Source organism: Desulfovibrio piger ATCC 29098 (assembly GCF_000156375.1).
Taxonomy (GTDB): domain Bacteria; phylum Desulfobacterota; class Desulfovibrionia; order Desulfovibrionales; family Desulfovibrionaceae; genus Desulfovibrio; species Desulfovibrio piger.
Window position 1 is genome coordinate 254,535 of the sequence record NZ_DS996351.1, and the last position, 24,918, is coordinate 279,452.

General features: G+C 65.9%; 15 protein-coding genes. All 15 read right to left on the reverse strand.

Annotated features, from left to right (window positions below):
- Positions 1-5: 5 nt before the first annotated feature.
- A complete protein-coding gene (locus DESPIG_RS12660) occupies positions 6-8,903 on the reverse strand; it encodes a non-ribosomal peptide synthetase (RefSeq protein ID WP_006003920.1) in 8,898 nt (2,965 codons plus the stop codon).
- Between the two features lie 616 nt (positions 8,904-9,519).
- Positions 9,520-10,077 carry a hypothetical protein gene (locus DESPIG_RS01065; protein ID WP_006003923.1) on the reverse strand — a complete coding sequence of 186 codons (558 nt, stop codon included), beginning with the start codon at positions 10,075-10,077 and terminating at the stop codon, positions 9,520-9,522.
- Between the two features lie 7 nt (positions 10,078-10,084).
- On the reverse strand, positions 10,085-10,813 hold the full coding sequence (queC, locus tag DESPIG_RS01070) for a 7-cyano-7-deazaguanine synthase QueC (RefSeq protein WP_006003924.1): 729 nt from the start codon (positions 10,811-10,813) through the stop codon (positions 10,085-10,087).
- A 4-nt stretch (positions 10,814-10,817) separates the two neighbouring features.
- Positions 10,818-11,519: a thermonuclease family protein gene (locus DESPIG_RS01075; RefSeq protein ID WP_006003925.1), complete on the reverse strand. Its 702-nt coding sequence runs from the start codon at positions 11,517-11,519 to the stop codon at positions 10,818-10,820.
- A 2-nt stretch (positions 11,520-11,521) separates the two neighbouring features.
- On the reverse strand, positions 11,522-13,291 hold the full coding sequence (gene rpoD, locus DESPIG_RS01080) for an RNA polymerase sigma factor RpoD (protein ID WP_006003927.1): 1,770 nt from the start codon (positions 13,289-13,291) through the stop codon (positions 11,522-11,524).
- Positions 13,278-15,005 carry a DNA primase gene (gene dnaG / locus DESPIG_RS01085; RefSeq protein ID WP_006003929.1) on the reverse strand — a complete coding sequence of 576 codons (1,728 nt, stop codon included), beginning with the start codon at positions 15,003-15,005 and terminating at the stop codon, positions 13,278-13,280. The genes rpoD and dnaG overlap by 14 nt, the downstream gene beginning before the upstream one ends.
- 28 nt (positions 15,006-15,033) lie before the next feature.
- Positions 15,034-17,415, reverse strand: a complete 2,382-nt coding sequence (locus DESPIG_RS01090; RefSeq protein WP_006003931.1) for an endonuclease MutS2 — start codon at positions 17,413-17,415, stop codon at positions 15,034-15,036.
- A gap of 7 nt (positions 17,416-17,422) precedes the next feature.
- Positions 17,423-17,878: a GatB/YqeY domain-containing protein gene (locus DESPIG_RS01095; RefSeq protein ID WP_006003933.1), complete on the reverse strand. Its 456-nt coding sequence runs from the start codon at positions 17,876-17,878 to the stop codon at positions 17,423-17,425.
- Positions 17,879-17,968: 90 nt separating this feature from the next.
- Positions 17,969-18,172 (reverse strand): 30S ribosomal protein S21, encoded by a 204-nt coding sequence (gene rpsU, locus DESPIG_RS01100; RefSeq protein WP_040368982.1) that lies wholly within the window; start codon positions 18,170-18,172, stop codon positions 17,969-17,971.
- Positions 18,173-18,366: 194 nt separating this feature from the next.
- Complete coding sequence (locus DESPIG_RS01105) at positions 18,367-18,771, reverse strand: YbjN domain-containing protein (protein ID WP_006003937.1); 405 nt, start codon at positions 18,769-18,771, stop codon at positions 18,367-18,369.
- 126 nt (positions 18,772-18,897) lie between these two features.
- Complete coding sequence (locus DESPIG_RS01110) at positions 18,898-19,170, reverse strand: HU family DNA-binding protein (RefSeq protein ID WP_006003938.1); 273 nt, start codon at positions 19,168-19,170, stop codon at positions 18,898-18,900.
- 96 nt (positions 19,171-19,266) lie between these two features.
- Positions 19,267-20,085, reverse strand: a complete 819-nt coding sequence (gene rsmA / locus DESPIG_RS01115) for a 16S rRNA (adenine(1518)-N(6)/adenine(1519)-N(6))-dimethyltransferase RsmA (protein WP_006003940.1) — start codon at positions 20,083-20,085, stop codon at positions 19,267-19,269.
- Complete coding sequence (gene fusA, locus DESPIG_RS01120; protein ID WP_006003942.1) at positions 20,085-22,118, reverse strand: elongation factor G; 2,034 nt, start codon at positions 22,116-22,118, stop codon at positions 20,085-20,087. Before fusA ends, rsmA begins: the two co-directional genes overlap by 1 nt.
- A gap of 135 nt (positions 22,119-22,253) precedes the next feature.
- Positions 22,254-23,144 (reverse strand): hypothetical protein, encoded by an 891-nt coding sequence (locus DESPIG_RS01125; RefSeq protein WP_006003944.1) that lies wholly within the window; start codon positions 23,142-23,144, stop codon positions 22,254-22,256.
- A gap of 8 nt (positions 23,145-23,152) precedes the next feature.
- Positions 23,153-24,019 carry a Rossmann-fold NAD(P)-binding domain-containing protein gene (locus DESPIG_RS01130; protein WP_006003946.1) on the reverse strand — a complete coding sequence of 289 codons (867 nt, stop codon included), beginning with the start codon at positions 24,017-24,019 and terminating at the stop codon, positions 23,153-23,155.
- Between the last annotated feature and the right edge of the window lie 899 nt (positions 24,020-24,918).

Sequence of the window (24,918 nt, forward strand, 5' to 3'; positions counted from 1 at the left end):
GCCGGTTACGAATTGCTTTCCGTGCCGGGAAGGCTGTCCTGCGGGCCGAGGTTCCGGGGCGTGACGGCATGTGCCGGGCCGGGCCTGCGCATCTGCCTGCGCAGCCGGGCACGCCGTCCGGCCATGGACATGGCGTCCTCTGCGCTGTCCTCCCCGCCCTGCGGGGCCAGGAAGGCGGCAAGGTCCCTGATATTGGGATGGGCGAAGATGTCCGTGATGGCCACCTGCCTGTGGAGGAGTTCGCTGATGCGCCGCTGGAAAAGGACCAGCTGCAGCGACGTGGCGCCGAGATCGAAGAAGTTGTCCAGCACGCTGACCGTCTCCTTGCCGAGCATGTCCCGGATGATGGCGGTGAGCTGTTCTTCGGTCTCGCCCTCGGGATGCACGCATGCCGGTCCCGCAGCGGGGCCGGCCCCCAGCGCGGCCAGCTGCCTGCGATCGACCTTGCCGTTGGCGGTGAGCGGTATGGCATCGATGACCGTCAGGGTCTGGGGCACCATGTAATCGGGCAGCCACTGCCGCAAAAGACCTTGCAGATCTTCGGGCGAGAGCCCCCCGGCCGCGGCCTGGTGGGGAAGGGATTCCGCCAGGGCACGGGTGAAGTCCCAGCCCGGTTCGCGGGTCACCGCCCCCCCTGTCAGGCAGTGCAGGTAGCGTTGCCCGGCTCCCAGGGAGAAGCTGCCGCGCAGCCTGTCGAAATCCAGCGCGCCTATCTGGCACAGACCGGCCCGCAGTTCCATGGCGGTCTCTTCCAGCAGCTGGCTCATGAGTCCGGCTTCGATGAGGACGAACTCTTCGGACCTGTCCCCGTAGAGCGGACGGATGGCCTCCATGTCGGCCACGAGGAACAGGGCGAAGGCACTGTGGGAGAAGATGTCGGCATTGTGGCCGGGGAAGACGGTGGCCGCATCTTCAGGGGCATCGGCCATGCGGACGAGGGCGTTTTCCAGCGGATGATAATAATAGCAGCCGCCATCCAGCTCCCGGATCCTGCCGGGCCTGACCAGGACATAGACCTGTACGGCATAGGTCCAGCCCGCGGAGCCGTAGCGGTGCCTGACCACCGGCCACTGGGGGATGTCCAGGCCGCGCAGGCAGCCCAGCAATCTTTCGAACGCTTCCCGTTCCATGGGGGCTTCGGTGAAGCGGCGCGACGAGATGCGGCGGGAGAACAGGGACAGGCTGGTGGCCTCGTCCTCCGTGGCGAGACCGATGCGGGGCAGGCTGTCGAGGTCCTTGCGGAGGTTGTGCCCCGCCTGTTTGTAGGCCAGGCGTTCCACGTCATCCACAAGGGTGATGCCGACGTCCCTCATGCTCCGGTACCGGGCTTCGCGGGCTTCCGGGCTTTCGTCGGACGGTGCCGGCATGACTGCCTGCGGTGCGGGAGACACGAAGCCGGCGAGCCTGTCGCCCTTGTCGCTCCTGAGGGCGATGACGGCGGCATTGCCCACGCCGGGGAGGGCGTTCAGGGCCCGTTCCACCTCGCCCAGCTCGATGCGGAAACCGTTGATCTTGACCTGGCTGTCTTTGCGGCCGAGGAATTCCAGAGTGCCGTCAGGCCAGTAGCGGCCCAGGTCTCCCGTGCGGTACAGGGCCTGCCCGCTGCGGGGATGGCGGAAAAAGGCCGCGGCCGTTTTGGAGGGATCGTTGAGGTAGCCGCGGGCCAGGCCCGCCCCGGTGATGTACAGGTCACCGGCCACAAGATCCGGGCAGGGGCTCAGGTCCTGGTCGAGGACAAGATATCCCTGGTTGGCCAGCGGACGGCCGTAGGGGATGCTGTGCCATTCTGCCGGGATACGGTCCACGATCTGGATGTTTGACCAGATGGCGGCTTCGGTGGCCCCTCCGAGGGCGGCAACGGTCATGTCCGGCCACAGTGCGTGCATGCGGTCCGGCATGGCAAGGGGGATCCAGTCGCCACTGAGCAGGGCCAGGCGCAGTCGTTCCGGCCTGTCTTCGGGGTGGTCGTCCAGATAGTCGAGCAGCAGCTGCATGAGCGAAGGGGTGCTGTTCCAGACGGTCACGCCCTGTTCCCGCATCAGGCGGCACCAGGCCGCGGGATCCCTCTCCTGTCCGGGAGCGGGGATGACGACGGCGCCTCCCGCTGCCGTGACGCCGAAAAGGTCGAACACGGAAAGGTCGAAGGACAGGCTGGCAAGGGCGATGACGCGGTCACGGGGCCCAAGGTCCAGACGCTGCCCCAGGTCAGCCAGGGTATTGTGGGCTGCGGCATGGCTGACCATCACCCCCTTGGGCAGGCCTGTGGAGCCGGAGGTATAGATGACATAGGCCAGGCCCTCCGGCGATACGTCCGTATCCGGAAGGGGCGCCGCGGCCGGGGCCGCTTGTTCCGGGAAGGCGCGGAGGACGGGGACGGCCTCGCTGCCGCAGGCTTCGGCCCTGGCTTCCAGGCCGGGCTGCACGAAGCAGAAGCGGACACCGGCATCCTTGAACATGTAGGCGATGCGCTTGTCCGGCAGGGAGGGGGACACGGGCAGATAGGCTCCCCCGGCCCGCAGGATGCCCATGACGGCCACGACCTGTTCCCAGCCCTTTTCCATCATGACGGCCACGATCTCGCCGGGACGCAGGCCCCGCGAACGCAGCCCGTTCCCCAGCAGGCGGGAGATGGATTCGGCCTCGGCCCGGGACAGGCTGACGCCTTCGCCGATGACGGCGGCAGGGGCTCCATCCCGGGAGGCGTGGTCCAGGAAGGGGGCGAACAGCGTACGCGGCGGGATGGCCGCTTCTGTGGCATTGGCCGCATGGCGGACGTCTGCCTGTGATGCGGGCAGCCGGTGCAGGGGCACAGGCTGCTGCCAGAGAGCGGCATCCTCGCACAGGGCCGTGAGGAAGTCGCCGTAGACGGTGAACATGGCATCGAGCATCCCCGAGGGGAACAGGTCTTCCACCGCATCCCAGGTATAGACGAGCTGGCCCCGGTATTCGCAGACCTGATGGTCCAGCCATACCTGCGGCGTCTGGGAGACGGCATAGGCCAGCTTCGCTCCCAGGCCGTCGGCCGCGGCGAACGGATCGTCACCGCTGAGGGGCAGGGCGCTGGTGAAGACGACAGCGGAGCGGGAGGACGTCATGTCCTCGCCGTGATCCTTTGCCAGTTCCCGCAAAACGTCCACGGCGGAGAAACGGCTGTGTCCCATGTCCCGGATCAGCTGCCTGCCGAGAGCCGTTGCGTGCTCCAGGAAGGTGGCGCCTTTTTCCCTTTGGACTTCGAGCAGCAGCAGGCGGGTGAAGTCCCCCACCACGGCCCCCATTTCCTCATGCCGGTACCGGCGGTCGAAGGTCGTGAGCATGAGGCAGAAGTGCGGTTGCGCCGTCCAGCGGGAAAGGACGAGGCTGAAGGCCGCCAGCAGCAGGCCGGAGGGCGTGAGCCCCTGTGCGCGCCCCATTTCCTTGAGGCGGGCCCAGCGTGCGGCATCCAGCATCGCCGTGCGACGATGGAAGCGGGGGGTGCCGAGGCTTTGCGGCGTCCGTGCCAGAGGCAGCTCGGGACCTGCGGGCAGGAAGGGCAGGCGCTGCAGCCAGTACTCCCTGTCCGCCTGCCAGGCGGGCGTGTCCTTTTCCGCCTCGGCCGCCAGGACGCAATCCCTGAAGGAAAGGGCCAGAGGGCTTTTTTCCATTCCCGGGTCGGCATACCAGGCGGCGAGATCCTGCATCAGGATGCCGAAACTGTAGGCATCGGCCACCAGCAGATCCAGTTTGACGTGCAGGCGTACGGTAGCGGCATCCAGACGGCTTGCCGTGATCTCCAGCAGAGGGGCCTTGTCCGTGGGCAGTACCTTGTGGGAAAGCTGTTCCCGTTTCTGCCGGAGGACGTGTTCCTTCTCCTCTTCGGCCAGGGCGGAAAGGTCTTCGAGCGGGATGCGGCAGGCAGGGACCGCAGGCAGGACGCGCTGCCGTCCGTCAGGCGTGATGACGCAGCGCAGCATGTCATGCCGTCTGACGAGGGCATCCAGGGCTTTTTCCAGCCGGGGGACGTCCAGTCCCGTGAAGTCCGCTTCCACATAATTGCTGCAACTGACGCCGCCCAGCGTCATGCTGCCGTCCCGTCCGATCCAGTAGGCGTGCTGCACGTCCGTCAGAGGGAAGGGCAGGTGCCTGTCTTCGGGACGGGCAACGATGTCCGTCATCTCCTGAGGGGCGGGAGCGGTCTGTCCCTGCAGGCACAGACGTTCCCGCAAGGCGGCCAGAGTGGCAGTTTCCATGAGCAGGGCCGGAGGCAGCGTCATGCCGAGGCGTCTGCTCAGGCGTTGCGCCAGCTCCATGAACAACAGGGAATCGAAACCGGCCCTGACCAGGGGCGTCTCAGGGGACAGGGAGACGTTTTCGGGCAGGCGCAGGACGGCGCGGGCCTCGCGGGAAAGCAGCGCCAGGAGCTCCGCATCGTCAAGACGGTCCGCACGCGCCGTCTCCTGCATGACGCACGATACGTCGGGGATCTCCAGCGGGGCGGGAGAGCGGCGTGCGGGCAGGGCGGCAGGGGCGTCTGTCATGTCCGTGCCGCCGAACCAGAAGCGCTCGCGTGCAAAAGGATAGGTCGGCAACGGTATGCGCCGGGCAGCACTGCCCGCATGGACGGCAGCCCAGCGCACGTTTGTACCGCGTGTCCAGCAGCAGGCCAGCACCGCGGCCATATGCTGCGGCGTCGCGGCGGCATCGGGAGCGAAGGCGGGGAGCAGCAGCGGCGTGTCCGCGGTATTGCCGTCGGGGAGGTCGCCGGGACGCATGGCCAGGATGTCGGCGGATGGGGCAAGGCGCCGGGCCTGGGCGATGGCATGGGCTTCTTCCGGGGCTCCGGTCGTGGGGGCATATGCCCGCCAGAAGGCGGGATCGCGGGCTTCTTCGGCGGAGATGAGCCTGCTGCTACCCAGATTGAACAGGGGGAGGGAGACGGTCCCGGCTTCCGGGGCGCGGACCTTGAACTGCGGGATGGGGGCTCCATCATTTTCAAGGGCCCGGTACAGGGCAAGGCCTTCTTCCGGGTCGAGATGGCCTGCAAGGCAGGCCGCCACAGACACCGTCGCCGGTGTGCAGAGGATGGCCGCAGGTTCGCCGAGCATCCGGCGCCAGGCTTCGGCCGTGGCCATAAGATCCAGGAACGCCCTTGCCTGTCCATCCGTCTCCGTCCCGGAGGGCAGCTGCTCCAGCAGTGCGGTGCGGGCTGAGGCCAGCGGCGGGACATCCGGGAGGGAAGCGTCGGGGCAGCCCGTCATGCTGTCGAGGAAGAAGACCACCGGACGGTGCGGCGCGCTGTCCGGCACATGTCCCATGAAGGGCACGGGCATCCCCGAGGCGAGCTGTTCCAGCCCCCGGACGATATCCGGGCCCGCGAGGGCCGCACGGCAGGGCAGGGAGGCCCGGCCGGTGCCGCAGGTCAGGCAGGCATCGGCCATCTCCCGCTCCGGCGCCCGGGCAAGGTATTCCCTGTAGTCTGCCGCCAGCTCCCGCAGCTGGCCTTCCGATGCGGCCGCCAGCGGCAAGACGGGGAGAGGTCCGGGGAGCGTGCCGGAAGGCGCGTCTGTCAGGGGAGCTTCTTCGAGGATGACATGGACATTGGTCCCGCCAAAGCCGAACGAGCTGACACCGGCCCGGCGGGGACGTCCCGGGGTCCGGGGCCACGGGGTGGTGGCGACGGGGATGGCGGCCGGGATGCCGTCTGGCCTGATCTCGGGATTGAGGCGTTTCAGGTGCAGGTGCGGCGGGATGGCCGCGGCCTGCAGGGAAATGAGGACGCGGCAGACCCCGGCAAGACCGGCGGCAGCCTCAAGGTGGCCGACGTTCGTCTTGATGGAGGAGACCAGCAGGGGGCGATCGGCCTCCCTGCTGCCGCTGTAGACATCGCTGATGGCGCCGAATTCGATGGGGTCGCCCAGGGGCGTGCCGGTGCCGTGGGCTTCGATGCCGTCGATGTCCGCGGCCGTAAGCCCGGCGTTATGGAGAGCTTCGCGCAGCAGGCGGGCCTGGGCCCGGCGGCTGGGGGCCGTAAGGCCGTTGCTCCGGCCGTCCTGGTTGACTGCCGAGCCGCGGACGATGCCCAGGATGGGATCCTGGTCGTTCAGGGCCCTTTCCAGCGTTTTAAGAACGAGCACCACGCAGCCTTCGGCGCGGACATAGCCGTCGGCGTCGGCGGAAAAGGTCTTGCAGCGGCCGTCCGGGGCCATGAGATGGGCGTCGGTGAAGATATCCTGTCCTTCGCTTCCGGCCAGGATATTGACGCCGCAGGCAAGAGCGGTCTCGCATTCGCCGTCCCGCAGGCTGCGGCAGGCCAGGTGCAGGGCCAGCAGCGAGGACGAGCAGGCGCTGTCTACGGCCATGCTCGGGCCTTCGAACCCGTAAAAATAGGAAAGGCGGTTGGCCGCGATGCTGTGGGCGTTTCCCGTCCCCACATAGGCGTTGAGGCTCTGGCCGCACTGGAGACGGCGGTTCTCGTAATCGGAAGAGCTGATGCCCGTGAAGACGCCTGTGCGGCTGCGGCGCAAACTGTCCGGCGCGATCCCGGCCCGCTCCAGTGCCTGCCAGGAGACTTCCAGCAGCAGGCGCTGCTGGGGATCGATCTCCACGGCTTCGCGGGGAGAGATACCGAACAGAGCGGCATCGAAAGCGCTGATGTCGTCCAGAAAACCGCCCCAGACAGCCCTGTCCCCGTCTTCAGGAGCGGCCGTACCGTCCCGGTGGGCGGGGTCGCGCCGGGTGATGGCATCCTTGCCGCCGAAGAGCAGTGCCTCCAGAGCCTCGGGGCTGTCGGCGCCCGGCAGACGGCAGGCCATGCCGATGATGGCCACCGCCTGTTGTCCGGCGCAGTGCGCGGGCAACGGGGCTTCATCGGAAAGGTCCCCGGCCATGAACGACGCCAGCGAGGCGATGTCGGCATGGTCATAGAACAGGGTCGCGGGCAGAGGACGGCCGCAGGCCTGCTGCAATTCCCCGGTCAGGGCCACGGCCGTGGCCGATCCCATGCCCAGGGAGCTGAACGGCGTGTGCAGGCCCACGCTGTCTGGGGAAAGCCCCAGGCGCGCGGAAAGGCCGTCACGCAACCAGTTTTGCCAGGCCTCGCGGGAGGCGGGGGCATCCTGCTCCTGCGGGGGGCGGTTCCAGGCGGGGGCCCCGGCGCGGGGCTCTTCCCGCCATTCCGCCAGTACGGGCAGTTCGCCGTGAAGGTAAAGATGGCGGCACAGGGACTGCTGGATCTTGCCGCTGGTGGTCTTGGGCACGCCATGCCGCTTGCAGAGGACGACGGCGCAGGGGGAGATGTCGAATTCTTCGGAAAGACTGCGCCGGATGGCCGCCAGCGTCGCCTCGTGGGCTGTCGCGGGCAGGCGGGTCTCGAAGACCATGACCAGCCGTTCGCCGGCATCGCTGTCGATGCCGAAGGCGGCAGCGCCATTCTGCTCCAGCCCCGGCACGTTCTGCAGGACGCATTCCTCAAGGTCCTGCGGGAAAAAATTGCGGCCGTTGAGGATGATCATTTCTTTGCATCTCCCGGAGACGAAAAGATGCCCCCCGGACATGAAGCCCATGTCACCTGTCCGCAGGAAGGGCCCTTCGCCGGATCCGGCCAGCACGGCATGCAGGACGGTCTTCGTGGCTTCGGGCTGTTCCCAGTATCCCGGAGAAACGCACGTCCCCCTGATCCAGATCTCGCCCAGCTCCTTTTCTTCGACCTCCCGGCATGTCTGGGGATCGACGATGCGCACGTCATTGTTGCGCCCGGCCGTGCCGCAGGAAAGCAGCGGCATGGCATCGGCGTGCTGCTCCTGCAGGAAGCGTATGCGACCTGCGGCATATTCCTGCTTGTCGAGAAAAACGGCAAAATCGCCGTCATTTTTCCAGCAGCCTGTGGTGAACAGCGTGTTCTCCGCAAGGCCGTAGCAAGGATAGAAACTGGCAGGATCGAGACCGGCGGAACTGAAACGCTCCAGGAAACGGCGGATGGTCTTCAGGCGGATGGGCTCGGAGCCGCAGTAGCAGACGGAAAGCGAACTGAGATCCAGCTCCCGGAGCCGATCCTCCGGGATGCGGTCGCAGCAAAGGTCGTAGGCAAAGTTGGGGCCGCCCGTCAGCTGGGCGCGATAGTGGGTGACGGCGCGCAGCCAGCAGAGAGGTTGGCGCAGAAAGGCCATGGGAGGCATGGTGACGCACAGGCAGCCCAGATGGAGCGGCGTCAGGATGCCGCCCACGAGGCCCATGTCGTGGAAGGGGGGCAGCCAGCTGACGGTGGGAATATTTTCCCGGAGCCGCATGTGCCCGGCGATGCTGTCCAGATTGGCCATGATGTTGCCGTGAGTGATGATGACTCCTTTGGGGCTGCTGGTGGAGCCGGAGGTATATTGCAGCCATCCGGGCGTATGCGCAGTCAAAGGAAGTTCCTGCCAGGACCGGGACAGGGCATCGTCGGTCTCATCAAGGCAGATGATCCGTATGCTATCGGCAAAATGGACGCGTTCGGCCAGTTCTTCCACCGCCTTGCGCAGACGTGCGGAAGTGATGAAGACGCGTGAGCCGGAGTCTTCCACAATGCGGGCCAGACGATTGAATGTGCGGGCCATGCGGGCCAGACCCGGAGGTGTCATGGGAACGGCGATGGCCCGCGCGTACAGGCAGCCGAAAAAGGCCGCGATGAATTCCAGGCCCGGCGGCAGCATCAGCAGGACGGGACGGCCGTCGCCCTGACCTGTGGCCTGGATGGCCGCGGCAATGGCACGTGCCCGCATGTCGAGGCGGCTGTACGAGCAGAGCTCGGCATTTTCCGCTTTTCCGTCGGGAAGAAAACTGAGCGCCGGAGAGTCGGGGTGGCTCAGGGCTTTTTTACGGATGCCGTCGATGATGGAGACGAAGGCATCATCTTCGGTCTTGCATGTCGTACCGGGACACTGCGTCGCCATGTTCCCTCCTTTTCTGGGTGGGCCAGAGCAAAGGGCATCCCGTGGGCACGGCGGACAGACCGGCGCAAAGCTCCGGTCATGCAGACCGGTAGCGGATAAGCGCACGAAGGAGCGGGGCCGTTACACCGGGGGGTGTTTGTTCTGGCAAAGTGCCCTGGAGCGTTCAGCTGGAAGCTGGCACCGGGCATACAGGACAGCAGGGAGTTCCGCAGAAAGGAGCAAAGGAGGATCTTCTGGATATGATGCCGGGGAGAATCATGGAGGGCAGGCCGGTGAGGGACACGGGGAGGCGTTTGCCGCGGGGCAGGCTGGATGCGGCGGAGAGCGAGCGGGAGGCAGGGTAGTGCATGGCAATGGGGTCTGGCTGAGGGTGTGGGAGGTTTCTTGATAAAACATATTGAAAAAGAATTTCAAAGTCAATAAGGAAAACGTAATTCTTCAAAAAAATTATATTTTCGTAAAAAAGTCGTTCCTCCTCGTGTAAACGAAGGCACGACATGCTGAAAATCATCGGGGGGCTTGCTGGTGGTACGGCGGGCTTCGCCGGGAGCAGACAGGGACAAAAAAAGCCTGTCCCCAAGGACAGGCTTTTTTACGTGCAATGTGTGTGTCGCAGCTAATCCGCCGCGATCTCGTACTGGTCCAGTTTGTCCCAGATGGCGGTGATGACCAGGGCCATGACCGCAGCCAGACGGGCCTGGATCTTCTTCAGGATCTCGGGCGTGATGCGGCTGTCCTCGTCATAGCCCAGGCGGCGGCAGAAGAGCACGGGGCACTGGTGCTGCTTTTCCTGCGCCAGCAAGGGCATGTAGGCGGCAAAGGGGCCGTCCACGAAGGCATTGAGGCTGTCCTCGGAGACAGGCACGGCCTGGGTATGCAGGCTGGCGCCTTCGGCTTTGGCCGTGGCGGCCAGCAGTTCGCCGGTGCGGCGCAGATAGCCCACCAGCACGCTATTGGGCGCGTGCTGCATGAGCCCGGCCGTGACCGTGGCGTGGACGAAGGCCCGCCACTCGGCGCAGAAGTCGGGCAGGGCGCCGGGCTCCGTCAGGCAGGCTTCGGGGATCTCCGCACCGAAAGCCAGATTGACGATATGCTCGCGCTTACTGTTGAGCTCAAAGAGGATGCAGGCGGCATCCATGCCCTGGGCGGCGGTCAGTTGTTTCTTGGCTGCCATGACGGCCTCACTTCTGGTGATAGCGGGAAAGATAGACCTCATAGCCGTGGGCGCGCAGCTTGCAGGCCGGGCACCGGCCGCAGCCGTAGCCCCAGGGATAGCGCTCGCCGCGCGTGCCTTCGTAGCAGGTGTGGCTCTGCTCAAGGATGCAGTCCACCAGCGGCATGCCGCCCAGGTCTTCGGCCAGGCGCCAGGTATCGGCCTTGTCCAGCCACATGAGCGGCGTATGCAGAACGAAGTGGCTGTCCATGCCGGTATTGAGGGCCACCTGCATGGCCTTGATGCTGTCGTCGCGGCAGTCCGGGTAACCGGAGGAGTCGCTCTCGCACACGCCCAGCACCAGATGGCGGATATCCTTGCCATAGGCCCAGGCCGCGGCGTGCATGATGAACAGCAGGTTGCGGCCCGGCACGAAGGTGTTGGGGATGCCCTCGCCTTCCTGTTCGATAGGCATGTCCGAGGTCAGGGCCGTGTCGGCCAGCTGGCGGAACAGGCTAATGTCCAGCAGGGTGTCGGGCCCCAGGCGGTCCTGCCACTCCGGCTTGAGGGCCGCGATGGCGCTGCGGACCTTGCCGCGGCACTCCAGCTCCACGGAGTGACGCTGGCCGTAATCGAAGCCCAGCGTGCAGACGCGGGCAAAGCGGGAAAGGGCCCAGGCAAGGCAGGTGGCCGAATCCTGGCCGCCGGAAAAGATGACCAGGGCCTGCTGGTCGGAAAGGGGAGGCTGATGGGACATGATCTTATTTTTCCTCCGGCCAGAAGGGGCAGACGCGGGCCGGGGCGTAACCGGCCATGAAGGCATCCATGAGGGTGCCGAAGTGGATGCGGTTACGGGGCTTCATCTTCTGGGCGTCAGGGCAGTCGGCAGGGAAGAAGCGCAGGGAATTGCGGTTGCCGGTGTAATTCTTCAGGGCTTCGGGGCGGGAGAGCACCTCGGCCCACATGCCGCGCCGTTCCTTGATGGCCTCGGCCTGCAGGGCCAGCAGCCAGTCCTGGTACTCCTTGTCCAGCCCCTTGTGGGGATAGAAGAAGGCCGCGCCTTCACGCACCATGATGCCGTTGAGCGAGCGTCCGTCCTTGAGGCGCACGTCCGCGACGATGCGGCCGTACTTGTCCTTGCCTTCCTTGTCCACGGCAAAGAACCGGACCTCCTGGCCGCGGGCCAGACGGGTGAGCAGCTCCCGCGCTTCGCGGGCGTAGAACTGGGGCTTGCCCTTGCGCGGCTTGAGCTCCGGCGTATCGATGCCGGCCAGGCGCACGCGGCTGCGGTTGGTCAGCTGCATGGTGTCGCCGTCCAGACAGGAGGCCACCGAGGTCTTGCCCCGGACGGCGATCTGTTCCAGATGGGGCAGGGCGTCCGTCTGTGCGCGGCCCGTGCCGGGGAAGGCCCCGGCCACGAGCACGCAGCACAGGAAAAGGATCAGGCAGAGGCTACGCAGCATGGCTAGTTTTCGTAGTAGGAACGCAGGGGCTGGCTGCGCACGGGATGGCGCAGCTTGCGCAGGGCCTTGGCTTCGATCTGGCGGATGCGTTCACGGGTGACGTTGAAGAGCTTGCCCACTTCTTCCAGGGTATGGTCGCTCTTTTCGGCGATGCCGAAACGCTTGCGCAGCACCTGCTCCTCGCGGGGGGTCAGATCGGCCAGCACGGCCGCCAGCTGTTCGGACAGCTTGGTATTGATGACTTCCTCGGCGGGGGCCACGGCCTTCTTGTCCTCGATGAAATCGCCCAGGCTGGAATCTTCCTCGTCGCCGATGGGCGTTTCCAGAGAGATGGGCTCCTTGGCGATCTTGAGCACCTTCTTGACCTTTTCCACCGGGTATTCCATGCGTTCGGCGATCTCTTCGGGCGTGGGATCGCGGCCCAGTTCCTGCACCAGGTAACGCGAGGTGCGGATGAGCTTGTTGATGGTCTCGATCATGTGCACCGGGATGCGGATGGTGCGGGCCTGGTCCGCGATGGCGCGGGTGATGGCCTGACGGATCCACCAGGTGGCGTAGGTGGAGAACTTGTAGCCGCGCTGGTACTCGAACTTGTCCACGGCCTTCATGAGGCCGATGTTGCCTTCCTGGATGAGGTCCAGGAACTGGAGCCCGCGGTTGGTGTACTTCTTGGCGATGGAGACCACCAGGCGCAGGTTGGAGCGGATGAGCTCCTGCTTGGCGCGCATGGCGGCGGTGTTGCCGCGCTTGATGCGCCACAGCACTTCTTCCAGATCGTTGACGTTGTGGCAGCACTTTTCCTGCAGGCGGCTCAGGATCTCGATCTTGCCGATGATCATTTCCTTGAAGGAAAAGAGCTCGTCCACGCTGAGCTTGAGATCGCGGGCGGCATCATTGGGATTGATGGTGCGCTGCTCGAGGCCGGTGAACATCTCCTGGATCTCGGCCTGGGTACGGCCGGTGGACAGGATGTAGGCCGAAAGGTCGCGCTGGCAGTTGTGCATCTGGCGCACGTAGTCCTCGACCGTTTCGATGATGCGGTCGATGAGGGTCTTTTCCAGCTTGATGTCGCGCAGGCGGGTGACGATCTCTTCCTTGTAGCTGATGATCTCCTTCTGGATGGCGGTCACCTTGCGGTCAAGGGTGTTGCAGTCGTCCAGCTTTTTGTAGATCTTGCGCTTTTTCTTGAAGATCTGCTTGATCTCGTCCAGCAGCAGGATGACGCGGGAGCGCTGGTTGAGCTCGTCCTCGCTGGGATCGTCTTCTTCGATGGTCTTGACCACGTCCTTGAGCTTGATGCGGTTCTGGCGCAGGTCCTCGCCCACGTTGATGAGCTCTTCCACGGCCACGGGCACTTCCACCAGGGCGTAGAGCACGTCCTGTTCGCCCATCTCGATCTTTTTGGCGATGACCACTTCGCCGTCGCGATCCAGCAGGGGCACGGCGCCCATCTCGCGCAGGTACATGCGCACCGGATCGGTGCTGCGCGAGGAATAGTCGGCGGATTCTTCGTCTTCGGCCAGCTCCAGGGAGCCGTCCATGGCGTCGTCGTCGGTTTCGGTGGGCGTGGCGGAGATTTTTTTGCCGTCCTTTTCGGAATCGACGATGGCGATCTCCAGCTGCTCAAAGATGCCGATGATCTCCTCGAACTGCTCGGGGGTGTTCATCTCCACGGGAAGGGCTTTGTTGACCTCGTCGAAGGTCAGGTAGCCCATGCCCTTGCCCTTGGCGATGAGGCTTTGAATTTGCTGGATATCTTTAAGATTGCTCATGTCCCTGCTCCAAGGTTTCCTGCAGTGCGCGAAGATATTCCAAATCAGCGGCAAAGTCGCCGGTGCCGGTGTTCTGCCGCAGGGCGGCCGTCACGGACTGGCGCTGGGTTGCCGCATAATAGGCATCAAGATCATGGCGCAGGGCTGCCAGCTCCCTGTCGCCGTCATCACGGGGGGCCGCTTCGGCGCCCCGGCAGAAGGACCAGAAATTCTTTTCGCGCTGGTCCAGATGGTAGGGGGCCTCGTCGGAGCCCCATTCTTCGATCTTGTCCCACAACTGACGGGCGATGTCCGACTGCAGGGCCAGGTCAGCGCCCAGGTCCCGCAGATCGTCCAGTCGGTCGGGGTAGCGGACCGCATACATCATGATCTGGCGGTCACGCATGTTCTGTCGCGCCCGGCTGGGGCGCGTGGTCTGTCCGTCAGGGCCGGGACGTCTGCTGTCGGCCAGTCCCTGACGCAATTCCGCCTCGGAAAGCTGCAAGTGGGTGGCCAGCCGTGACACATAGGGGCTGACCAGCTCCGGCACTTCCACATGGCGCAAAAAATTTTTAGCCCATTCCACGGTCTCGCGCGGGGCCAGGGCGCGCAGCACGTCCAGACAAAAACGCAGCCCGTCCGGCGCCTGGGCCTGCAGTGCCTCGAAGGCCTCCACGCCCTGCGTGCGCAGCAGGCTGTCGATGTCCTCGCCTTCGGGCATCAGGACCACGGTGCAGGCCAGACCGCGGGTGAGCAGCATCTCGCAGGAGCGCAGGGCGGCCTTGCGGCCGGCGCGGTCCCCGTCGAACAGCAGGGTGAGCTGCGAGGTAAAGCCCGAAAGGCGCTTGATCTGGTCCGGGGTCAGGGCGGTGCCCAGCACGCCCACGGCATTGTCGTAGCCGAACTGGTGCAGGGTCAGCACATCCATGTAGCCCTCGGTCAAAAGGGCCCGTCCCTTTACAGTAATGCCTTTTCTGGCCTGGGCAAGACCGTAAAGATGTTCTCCTTTCTTGTAGATGGGCGTATCGGAGCTGTTGATGTACTTGGCTTCGTCCTCGTCCGCGATGATGCGCCCGCCAAAGGCGATGACCTGGTTGGAAAGGTTCTTGATGGGAAAGATGAGGCGGCCCCGGAAACGGTCATAGACCGAGCCCCGGTCCGAACGTCCCACCAGTCCGGCCTCGGCGGCCAGGCGCATGTCGTAGCCCGCGCGCTGCAGGGCCAGATCCAGCGAATGCCAGTCGCGCCGCGCCCATCCCAGACCGAAACGTTCCACGATCTCCGGGCTCAGGCCGCGCCGCTGTATGTAGGCCCGGCACTCCTCGGCTTCCGGGCTTTTTAGGGCCGCGGCAAAGTGGGCCGCCGCCAGCTCGTACATGCGCAGCATGGTCTGGCGGGAAGAACGCCGCTGTCGGTCCTCTTCCTGCCGTTTTTTGTCAACGGGCCCGCGCTCCAGGGTGATGCCGGCCTCGGCGGCCAGCTGCTCCAGGGTCTCGCGGAAATCCAGGCCGTTGATCCGGCCGTAGAAATCGAAGATGTCCCCGGACGCCTGGCAGCCGAAACAGTAGAACAGGCCCTGTTCCTCGTTGACCGAGAAACTGGGCTTGGTCTCCTGATGGAAGGGGCAGGGCGCCACCCAGCGCGGCCCGTTACGCTTGAGATCCACGTAACGGCGCACGATATCCGTGATGTTGAGCCGCTCCTTGATGGCGCGGATGGCATCTCTGGACTGCATGAGGCCCCCGCCGGACTGCCCGGCTGTGCTAGCGCAGGTTGACGATGGTCATGCCATCGCCGCCGCGATCCTCCGGAGCGGTGGCAAAACGGGCCACGGCCGGGAAGGAGCGCAGGAAATCATGGATCTGGCGACGCAGGGCGCCGGTGCCGCGGCCGTGCACGATCTCCACTTCACTGAAGCCGGAAAGCAGGGCCTTGTCCAGGAAGCGTTCCACTTCGGCCTGGGCCTGGTCGGCACGCATGCCGCGCAGGTCGAGGCGCAGGGCGGGCGCATCGTCGTTGGCGATGGCGGCCTTGACCGGGGAGACGCGCTGCGGCGCACGGGGGGCCGCAGCCTGGGCGGACTGGCCGCTCTGGCGCACGTCCTTCATGGCGGCCCACAGGCTCACGCCGTTGAGGTCCACGCGCACGCGCTTGCGGCGTTCATCTACGTCGGTCACCACGCCGCGCTTGTTGAACACGGTATGGAAGACCTGCTGGCCGGGCGCGAAATGTTCGATCTGCGGCAGCACCGAGGTCTCTTCCTGCACCACGGGCGCGGCCAGATCGGCACGCAGGCGCGACATTTCCTTCAGGGCCTGCTTGTGCGTGGCGCGGCCTTCCTTCCAGGCGCGCATGAGCTCGCCGGCCTTGGCGCGCACTTCGTCATGCAGGCGCAGGCGTTCCTTCTCGGTCTTCTCGCGCATGATCTGGGTGTCGCGGCGGGCCTTCTCCTGCTCCTGGCGCAGGCGGGCGATCTCCTGTTCGCGTTCGGCGGCCAGGGCATTGAGGCGGCCCAGCAGGGCGCTGGTGTCCTGCCCGTCCTGCAGGAGGTAATGTTCCGCACGGCGCAGGATGCTTTTCGGCAGGCCATGCTCGCGCGCCACGTCCAGGGCCTGGCTGGCGCCCACCTGATCGTAGGCCAGTTTGAAAAGGGGCTTCTTGCTCTGCGGGTCGAAGAGCACCGAAGCGGCCCGCGCGCCTTCGCGCGACAGGGCATAGGTCTTGAGGGCCGGGAAGTGGGTGGCGGCCAGCACGAAGGTCTGCTTGTCCAGCAGGCCGTCCAGCACGCCCTGGGCCAGGGCAGCGCCCTGGGCGGGGTCGGTACCGGCGCCGAATTCGTCCAGCAGCACGAGTCCGGTGCTGTCCAGATGCTTCCAGGCCTTGGCCAGATGCTGGATCTGGGCCGTGAAGGTGGAAACGTTGTCTTCCAGGCTCTGTTCGTCACCGATGAAGGCATCCACACGGCCGAACCAGGGCAGGTGCGAACCGGCGGCCGCGGGCACGGGCAGGCCGCTCAGGGTCATGGCCACGCACAGGCCCAGGGTCTTGAGGCAGACGGTCTTGCCGCCGGCGTTGCCGCCGGTGATGATGAGGGCCCGCTCGCCGGGACGCAGCACGATGTCCAGAGGACGCACCTGCTGCAGGCCGCCGTTCTTGCCGCGTTCGTCCTTGCGCTGGCGCAGGCTGACCAGGGCCAGCAGGGGATGGCGGGTCTCCAGCAGGCAGACGCCTTCCTCCACGGGCGAGAGCGGCACGCAGCGGCCGTCGTATTCGGCGGCCAGACGGCGCTTGGCCTGCAGGACGTCCAGCTGGGCCAGCAGTTCCAGGGCGGCACGCGCCCCGGGCAGTTCGGCCAGCAGCAGGCTGCGCAGATAGGCCAGCACCTTGTGCTCTTCCTCGCGCTCCTCGCGCTTCAGCTCCTGGAGGCGGTTGTTGATCTCCACCAGGAACATGGGCTCGAAATAGCAGGTCTCGCCGGTCTGGGACCAGTCATGGATGATGCCCTGCATGCGGCCCTTGAAGTTGGCCTTGAGGGGCAGCACGTAGCGGTCCGAGGACAGGGTCATGAACTCGTCCTGCAGCCAGGCCAGCATGTTGTACTGCATGGCGTAGTCCTTGACCCGGCGCATGCAGTTCTGGTGCAGGCGGCGCAGTTCGCTGCGCACCTGGAAGAGTTCGGGCGAGCTCTCGTCGCGGATCAGGCCGTCATCGGAGATGCAGCGCAGCAGGGCCGCCGTGAGCTGCACGGGCAGCGGCGTCTCCTGGGCCAGGGCCAGCAGGTGGGGCCACTGGTCCTCGGCTTCGGGCAGGGCGATGGAGGCATGGGCGGCCTTGGCCAGCCGCAGCATCTCGCGTAGGGCCCAGAAGGCATCGGTATCGGGCTGCAGGCCGGGCTTTTCGGCCACCCGCAGGAAGGCGCCCACATCGGGGAAGGACCCCAGGGCAAAGCCGCCCTCGCCCATGGGACGGGCGGCCCAGACGGCGGATTCGTCATACAGGCGCGCCGCATGGGTGACGGCGGCGGCGTCTTCCAGCGGACGCAGCTCGAGAGCACGCTCGCGACCGGCCGGGGAAAGGCACAGGCTGGCGAGGTGCTCCGTGATCTGCGGGAATTCGAGCGCGTGGAGAGTACGGCTGTGGATCATGAGGCTCTTAGGCGGTCAGGCGGGCCTTGACGGCGGCGGAAAGGGCCTTGCCGTCCACACGGCCCTTGTGGGTGGCCATGATGGCGGAGATGACCTTGCCCATCTCGCGGGGCGAGGTGGCGCCCACTTCGGCGATGGTGGCATCGATGAGGGCGGTCAGCTCTTCTTCGGTCAGGGGCTTGGGCAGATAGCTCTGGATGACGGCCAGTTCGGCGGCTTCCTTGTCGGCCAGATCCTGACGGCCGGCGGTGGTGTACTGCTCGATGGAGTCCTGACGCTGCTTGCCTTCCTTGATGATGAGGTCGAGCATCTCGGCATCGTCCAGGGTGCCGCCGGGACGGCACAGGTCCACCAGACGGTTCTTGACGGCGGTCTTGAGCAGGCGCAGGACGGTCAGACGCACGGCGTCCTTGGCCTTGTAGGCCTGGACGTAATCTTTTTCGATAGTTTCAAACAGGCTCATGGCGTTGGGATGGGTAGGGGGTGAAAAGAGGAACTGCGGAAGACCACGAGGGCCTTCCGCAGTTCAAAGGTGACGTGCAAGGCCTGAGAACTAGGCCATGTTCATCTTTCTGATTTTCTTCATCAGGCGCTTACGGGCAGCAGCCTTCTTCTTCTTGCGCATCACGCTGGGCTTTTCGTAGTGCTGGCGCTTTTTCATTTCGGACAGCACACCGGCCTTTTCCACCTGCTTCTTGAAGCGGCGCAGCGCGATATCGAAGTTGTAATCGTCTTCGTTCAGAAACACTCCGGGCACGAATATCACCCCCTCCTGCGAGAGCTCCGGCCAGGCCGGGCAATGACGCGGGCGTCATTCGACCTTGTTTACAAGGTCAAGGACAGTCTTGTAGTCCTGATGCCCAAAAAAGGCAAGCATTTTTTTACAGGACACGTAAAGGAGAGGGCAGCGGGCGCGGGCCCCTGCCGGAAGGTGCCGAAAGGACGGAAAGGCTACTCGGCGTCGGTATCGTCTTCTTCGCAGGCGTCGAAGACGCTTTCCTGCATGTCCAGCAGCAGCTCCACATAGCGGCGCAGGTTGCTGCGGAAGAGTTCCGGCGTGGCCAGGCCTTCCACACAGAAGCGGATCTCGAAGCATTCGTCCTCGATCTCGCCGATGTAGGCCTTGGCGATCCGGTATTCGCGGGAGGCTTCGGAAGCGGCGCTGTAGAAAAGCTCCAGCTGATCCATGTCGTCCACTTCGAAGGCGCAGACCAGAGAGAAGAAGTCCTTGTCTTCCTCGTCGAGGATGAGGGAAAGGGAGATCTCGCCCGCGAGGAAGGAGATGTCGCCGTCTTCGTCGATCTCAGGCTGGAAGCCTTCTTCAGCCAGGGCATCGAAACAGAATTTCTTGTCCATGAGGGTGATCCTTTTCCCGGCGTGGCCGGGGACGGGGCTTGGCGGTCCTGGGGACCATGAGGAGGCGGCGGAGAAAAGATAAAACAGGCGGGGCCTGTTTTATCTTTTCCGGAAAATGGGGGTCGGCTAGTCGAGGGCGTCCTTGAGCATCTTGCCGGGACGGAATTTCACCATCTTGCAGGCGGGGATGGTCAGGGTCTCGCCGGTACGGGGGTTGCGGCCCTGGCGTTCCTTGCGGGTCTCCACCACGAAGGTACCGAAACCGGTCAGGGTCAGCCTGTCGTCCTTGGCCAGGGATTCTTCCACAGAAGCCAGGAAGGCATTGAGCGCGCGTTCGGCAGCGGCTTTGGTCAGATTGGCCTTGGCGGCAATCTTTTCAACCAGGTCAGCCTTGGTCATTGGGATATCCTCCTCATCTCGTCAGTGATACGCCATGTCCGCCGCGGGGCGGATCCCCTCTGGCGTGTTGTTTTTGTAAAACTACCTGTCAGGCAATCAGTTTTTCAAGGGGTTGTCAAGCAAGGAAGCCCCGAAACGGCTGATATGCTGAAAGTCCGCCACCGTGAGCTGTTCCGGCCGCAGGGTGGGCGTGATGCCGGCCTGTTCGATGGCTGCGGAAAGCCACGGTGCCAGCGGGCAGCGCCGGGCGATGCTGCCCAGCTGCTTGCGGCGCTGCTGGAAGCAGACCTTGATGACCAGGGCCAGCAGATCAGGGCGGTCTGGGCGCTGGTCCAGGGGCAGGGGCTCGAAGGAGAGCACGGCGGAATCCACCTTGGGCGGCGGGCTGAAGGCGCCGGGGCCCACGATGAACTCCATGCACGGCCGGGCAAAGCTCTGCACCCAGACCGACAGGGCCCCGTAATGGCCGTTGCCCGGCCCGGCGGCCAGGCGCTGGCCCACTTCCTTCTGGACCATGAAGGCCGCCCGTACCAGGCCCGTGGCGCGGGAGAACAGGTCCCACATCATGGGCGAGGCCACGTTGTAGGGCAGGTTGCCGATGATCTTCCACGGATTGTCGGGCGTGATGCGGCTCCAGTCGAAGCGCAGGGCGTCCGTCAGCACGGCCTGGGTACGCGCCGAGCCCAGGCGCTGGCGTTCGGCGGCCCAGTGGCTGTCCTTTTCCAGCAGCACCAGACGGGCATGGGGCTGGGCCTCGATGGCGCGGGTCAGGGCGCCGGGGCCGGGGCCGATCTCGATGACGTTGTCCGTGTCCTTGGGCAGCAGCAGGGAGGCGATGCGGTTGCAGATGCTCTCATGCCGCAAGAAGTGCTGGCCCAGACTTTTCTTGGCCTTGGGTTGGGTGCTTTCGTTCATCAGGGCAGGTCGAAGCGGTCAAAGGTGAGTACGAGCCCGGCCCGGCCCTGGGTGGCCGAGCGCAGGGAGGTCGAAAAACCGAAAAGTTTGCGCAGGGGCGCCAGCCCGCGCACATGCTTGAGCCCGGAGCGGTCCTCCAGGTCTTCCACACGTCCGCCGGCCGTGCCGAACAGGCTGATGGCCGCGCCCAGGAATTCGTCGGGCACGCTGATCTCCACCTTCATGAGCGGTTCCAGCGCCACGGGCGATGCCGCGGCTAGGGCCTCGCGCAGGGCCATGCCCGCGGCCATGTGGCAGCCGGGCACGGTGGTCTGGCCCTCGCGCCGTTCCACGGCGGTCAGGGTCACTTCCACATCCTCCACGGGATAGCCGGTCAGGGCACCGCTCTGCAAGGCATCGCGCACGCCTTCCAGGGCGGCGTCCAGCAGGGGCTTGGGCAGCAGCTTGCGTGCCTCGGCTTCGTCGGCGGGCAAAAAGTCGCCCACCAGCACGCTGTTGCCCGTGCCGCGCGGCAGGGGACGCACATGCAGCTCCACATGACCAAAGTGGTGTTCCTTGCCCAGTTCGCGGTCGAATTCGCCCTGGCCGTCGGCTTCCTTGCGCACGGTCTCGCGCAGGATGACCTGCGGATGCCCTGCCCGGGGGGAGATGCCGTATTCGCGGGACATGCGTTCCAGCAGCACGTCCAGATGCAGTTCGCCCATGCCGGAGACCATGCGGCAGGCCGTTTCCTCGTCCATGCGCACTTCCAGCGTGGGGTCTTCGGCGGCGTAGCGCTCCAGGGCCTCGTCCAGCACCTTGCCCTCGTCGGCATTGCGCGGCTCCAGGGCAAGGGTGATGACCGGCGCGTAGGAGTCGATGGCTTCCAGGGCCAGCAGGCGGCTCTTGTGGCAATAGGTCTCGCCGGTGTGCGCGCCGCGCAGGCCCACGAGGGTCACGATCTCGCCGGTGGAGGCGCTTTCCAGCTGCTCGCGGCGGTCGGCATGCATGCGGTAGATGCGGCTGATGCGGTCCTCGGTCTTGGCGGCGGTATTGGTCAGGGCGTCGCCCTCGTGCAGACTGCCTGCGTAGACGCGGGCAAAAGCCAGCTTGCGGCCGTTCTCCATGAGCACCTTGAAGATCAGCACCACGGCGGGCGCGGCGGCATCGGGAGGCACGGGCACTTTGTTGCCCTCGCTGTCGCGGCCCACGGGCGCGGGCACGTCCAGCGGCGAGGGCAGCAGGTCGCAGACGGCATCCAGCACGGGCTGTACGCCACTGTTGCGCAGGGCGGAGCCGCAGAGCACCGGGGTCACGGCCCGGCTCAGGGTGGCCCGGCGCAGGGCGGCGCGCACGTCGTCCAGGCTGTATTCCCCGCCTAGATACAGGTCGAGGAAAGGCTCGTCGGCCTCGGCCAGATGCTCCAGCAGGCTTTCCCGCCAGGGCTCGGCCACAGCGGCTTCCGCCTTGCTCCAGGGGCGGCGGGTCACGGTGCGGCCCTGGTCGGCCTGATCGAAGTCCAGATGCTCGCGGGCCAGCAGATCCAGCACGCCGTCGAAGGCCTCGCCCTCCCCGTTGGGGATGGTCAGGGGCAGGGGATTGGCGCCCAGACGTTTTTTCATGCCTTCCAGCACATTGGCGAAGTCGGCGCCCATCCGGTCCATTTTGTTGATGAAGGCGATCTTGGGCACGCCGAAGCTCTCCGACTGCCGCCAGACCGTCTCGGACTGCGGTTCCACACCGGCCACGCCGCAGAACACGCCCACCGCACCGTCCAGCACGCGGAGGGAGCGCTCCACCTCGATGGTGAAGTCCACATGGCCGGGCGTGTCGATAAGGTTGATGGTGTGCTCGTTCCACTGGCAGGTGGTACAGGCCGACATGATGGTGATGCCGCGCTCCTGTTCCTCGGGCATGTAGTCCATGGTGGCGGTGCCGTCATGGACTTCCCCCAGGCGGTGGATCTTGCGGCTGTAGTAGAGCATGCGCTCCGAGAGCGTGGTCTTGCCCGCGTCGATGTGGGCGATGATGCCGATATTGCGGATGTTCTTCATGGCAGTCTCGTCAACGTGTGGGCCGGGGGATCCCGGCAAGATGGCGAAAGTATGCGCTTTCCCGCCGTGTCACGCAAGCGGCGGGGCTGAGGGCGGCCGTGGCGCCGCGGTCATCGTTTGCTCTGGCCGGGCGTGCTACAGCAGGCTGAAGGCCCGGCGACGGCAGCGGAAAAAGTCCGGCGTCAGGCCCGGATGCAGCCAGAAGGCCTCGCAGCCGGGCGCGAGCATCAGCTCCACCGCGCCGTTTTCCTCTTCCATGACCAGCCGGGCGATATCGTCCTCCTCCAGCACGGCGGCGGGCAGGCAGGGGCCGGGCAAAGGCCCGCCGTCCAGCACGGCCCGGGCGGCCTCGCCACGCAGGGCCTGTGCCGCGCAGTCCGGGCCGTGGGCAAAGGCCAGCAGCTTTTCGTCCACGGCAACGTCCTGCGGCAGCAGGAACAGGGGCAGGGCGTCTTCGCGCCAGATGCGTCCCGGCAGCTTGTGGCGTTCCGGCAGGGCGGCCTCGTCCAGACCGTGCAGCAGGACCACGCGGCACCGGGGCAGCTCGTCCGTCAGGCGCGTGAAATCGGCAGCCGGAAGGGCAAAGGCATCTTCCACACCGGCCAGCTCCAGGGTCACCAGTACTTCGGGCGTGGGCTCACCGCCAAGACAGAAAGCCCCTGTCAGCGGGACACCGGCCAGGATGGCGGGCATGAGGGCCGCCGCCAGACGGGCGGGCGAACGCAGCGAGGCCGGGAAGGCCACCAGGGCAAAGGGCGCCGGGCCGTCCGTGACCGTCCGGCGGAAGCCCCGGCGGGGGAAGCGCTCGTCCCGGCAGGTCCGGCTGTCCATCTCTCCGGCGTGGGCCTGATGCAGGGCCAGCGCGGTCTTGATGGCGGCACGCAGATGTGCGGGCGTGCCCTCGTAAGCTGCGGCGCGCGGTTCGTCAGGTACCCGGAAGGCTTCCAGCCGCTGGGGCCAGGCCGGGCCGCTGTCCTCTTCCGCGAAGATGTCCTCACAACCGGTGGGCATGCAGATGCTGTCCATGAGGGCTCCTACAGGCTGTCACAGGCCAGGGCGTACAGGCGGGCCTCCATGAGGCGGCGGGCCGCCATCCGTTCCGGCCAGAAGGCCGCGGCACGGCGCAGGGCGGTATCCGAAGCCCGGTCGGCAGGTGCAATGCCATGCCAAGAGAGCACGGCGGCGTCCTCGGCGGCTAGGGCCAGCAGCTCGTCCGTCAGGGGCCAGCCGCTGGTCAGGGGCGCGGCGGCGCACTGTTCCGGACCGTGGCCCATGTACACGGCGTGGGCGTTCTCCAGCACCAGTTCGGGATCGCGGCTCAAAAAGATCTTGGCGCCCGCACGCAGGGCCATGTCCAGCAGGGAATGATCGGGCTCGCCCCATTCGGGCAGGGCCATGAACAGTTCGAAGGGCGCGTAGATGGCGGCCGTGATCAGATCGCAGGCCAGGCCGCACTGGGCACCGCCCAGCCAGGAGATGCGCAGGCTCTCCCAGTCCCCGTGCCGGGCGGCCAGCAGGGCCAGGTCGGCCAGGGCCTGACCCGGCGCGCCCTTGTCGTTGCCCGCATTGACCACCGCACCCGGCAGACCGGCGGCCAGGCAGTCTAGGGCGCCACCCTTGAGCCCGGCGGTCAGGCAGAGCCCGGCATGGGCGTAAAGCGGAGCCTGAAGGTCACAGGAGGCCATGTCCTGGGCCCAGAGCGCGGGCGGCAGCATGTCCACGTCCATGCCCAGCTGACGGGCCGCGGCCGTGGCGGCCAGCACGTCCTGCGTGTCGGCGCCGTCAGCGGCCAGCAGCAGGGCCGTCTTGCCGGTCAGGGGGGCTGGCTGGCCCTCCATCTGCATCAGTTGCCAGAAGGTGGACTGTCCCAGGTCACGGATACGCAAGATCTGCCGGGCCATGATAACTCCTTGTGCTGTATGTGAAGGCGGCGAAAGGGTGGGACGAGGGGGAAGAGGGAAACCTTTTGGAAAAGGTCTCCCTCTTCCCCCTCGAGCTCCCCCATCACCCTTGCCAAAACTTTTTATTCAGGTCCATGGGACTGTGTCGCAGCGCCTCGGGCAGCCATCCCGCTCCGGTCCCCCGGTGCTGTGGAGGGGCTGCACGCCGGAAGGGCGTGCGTCCTTGCCGTGTCGTCATGTCCGTGTCGGCGCGGGCACCGTCTTCCGGCCAGGCAGCGCGAAGCGCTTTCCGGAAGGTTGCGGCAACGGACACGGAGCGGGCACGGGGCCGGCGGAAACAGCACAAGGACTGGCCTTGCCCTGTCGCCAGTGCATGGCGGTGGCAAAGACCGGGCCAGCCTTTTGGGCTTCCGGAGCATGGCGGGCAGCAGCCCGGCACAGCGAACAGTCTGGACAAATCCTGCGCTATGGTCTGCCACAAATCAAGAAAATTTCTGTTTTTTGCGGGCAGGGGCCGGTGACGGCGCCGGCGTCCTTTGCGGGGGGCGAAGGGCAGGTGCGGGCCAATTCCCGCACGGCGGCGGCAAGAGACCGATGGGCTGGTTCGGAGAGCGGAGAGAAAAGAGACCGCGGAGAGGGGAGAGCCCGGCCGTCAGAGGGAAAGGACGGTACGGGTACCCGCGGACAGGCAGGGATGCCGCATCGGGCCGCAGTGCAAAAGGCCCCTGTCTCGTAGGGGCTGCGCCGGAAGGCACCATGCCGGAAGAGGGGACGTCCGGCTGTATGTGCTGCTCCGAAGCCTTACAGAGTATCGGCATGTCCCGGGCCGACGGATCACTGCACACTTGTAACGATTGGGGACCGTGCCGTCGTTTGCAGAAGCTCTTTCCCCAATAAAG

Coding starts and splice junctions, on each gene's coding strand:
- DESPIG_RS12660 (WP_006003920.1), bottom strand. CDS start 8,903: ATGGCGACGCAGTGTCCCGGTACGACATGCAAGACCGAAGATGATGCC.
- DESPIG_RS01065 (WP_006003923.1), bottom strand. CDS start 10,077: ATGGCAGCCAAGAAACAACTGACCGCCGCCCAGGGCATGGATGCCGCC.
- queC (WP_006003924.1), bottom strand. CDS start 10,813: ATGTCCCATCAGCCTCCCCTTTCCGACCAGCAGGCCCTGGTCATCTTT.
- DESPIG_RS01075 (WP_006003925.1), bottom strand. CDS start 11,519: ATGCTGCGTAGCCTCTGCCTGATCCTTTTCCTGTGCTGCGTGCTCGTG.
- rpoD (WP_006003927.1), bottom strand. CDS start 13,291: ATGAGCAATCTTAAAGATATCCAGCAAATTCAAAGCCTCATCGCCAAG.
- dnaG (WP_006003929.1), bottom strand. CDS start 15,005: ATGCAGTCCAGAGATGCCATCCGCGCCATCAAGGAGCGGCTCAACATC.
- DESPIG_RS01090 (WP_006003931.1), bottom strand. CDS start 17,415: ATGATCCACAGCCGTACTCTCCACGCGCTCGAATTCCCGCAGATCACG.
- DESPIG_RS01095 (WP_006003933.1), bottom strand. CDS start 17,878: ATGAGCCTGTTTGAAACTATCGAAAAAGATTACGTCCAGGCCTACAAG.
- DESPIG_RS01105 (WP_006003937.1), bottom strand. CDS start 18,771: ATGGACAAGAAATTCTGTTTCGATGCCCTGGCTGAAGAAGGCTTCCAG.
- DESPIG_RS01110 (WP_006003938.1), bottom strand. CDS start 19,170: ATGACCAAGGCTGACCTGGTTGAAAAGATTGCCGCCAAGGCCAATCTG.
- rsmA (WP_006003940.1), bottom strand. CDS start 20,085: ATGAACGAAAGCACCCAACCCAAGGCCAAGAAAAGTCTGGGCCAGCAC.
- fusA (WP_006003942.1), bottom strand. CDS start 22,118: ATGAAGAACATCCGCAATATCGGCATCATCGCCCACATCGACGCGGGC.
- DESPIG_RS01125 (WP_006003944.1), bottom strand. CDS start 23,144: ATGGACAGCATCTGCATGCCCACCGGTTGTGAGGACATCTTCGCGGAA.
- DESPIG_RS01130 (WP_006003946.1), bottom strand. CDS start 24,019: ATGGCCCGGCAGATCTTGCGTATCCGTGACCTGGGACAGTCCACCTTC.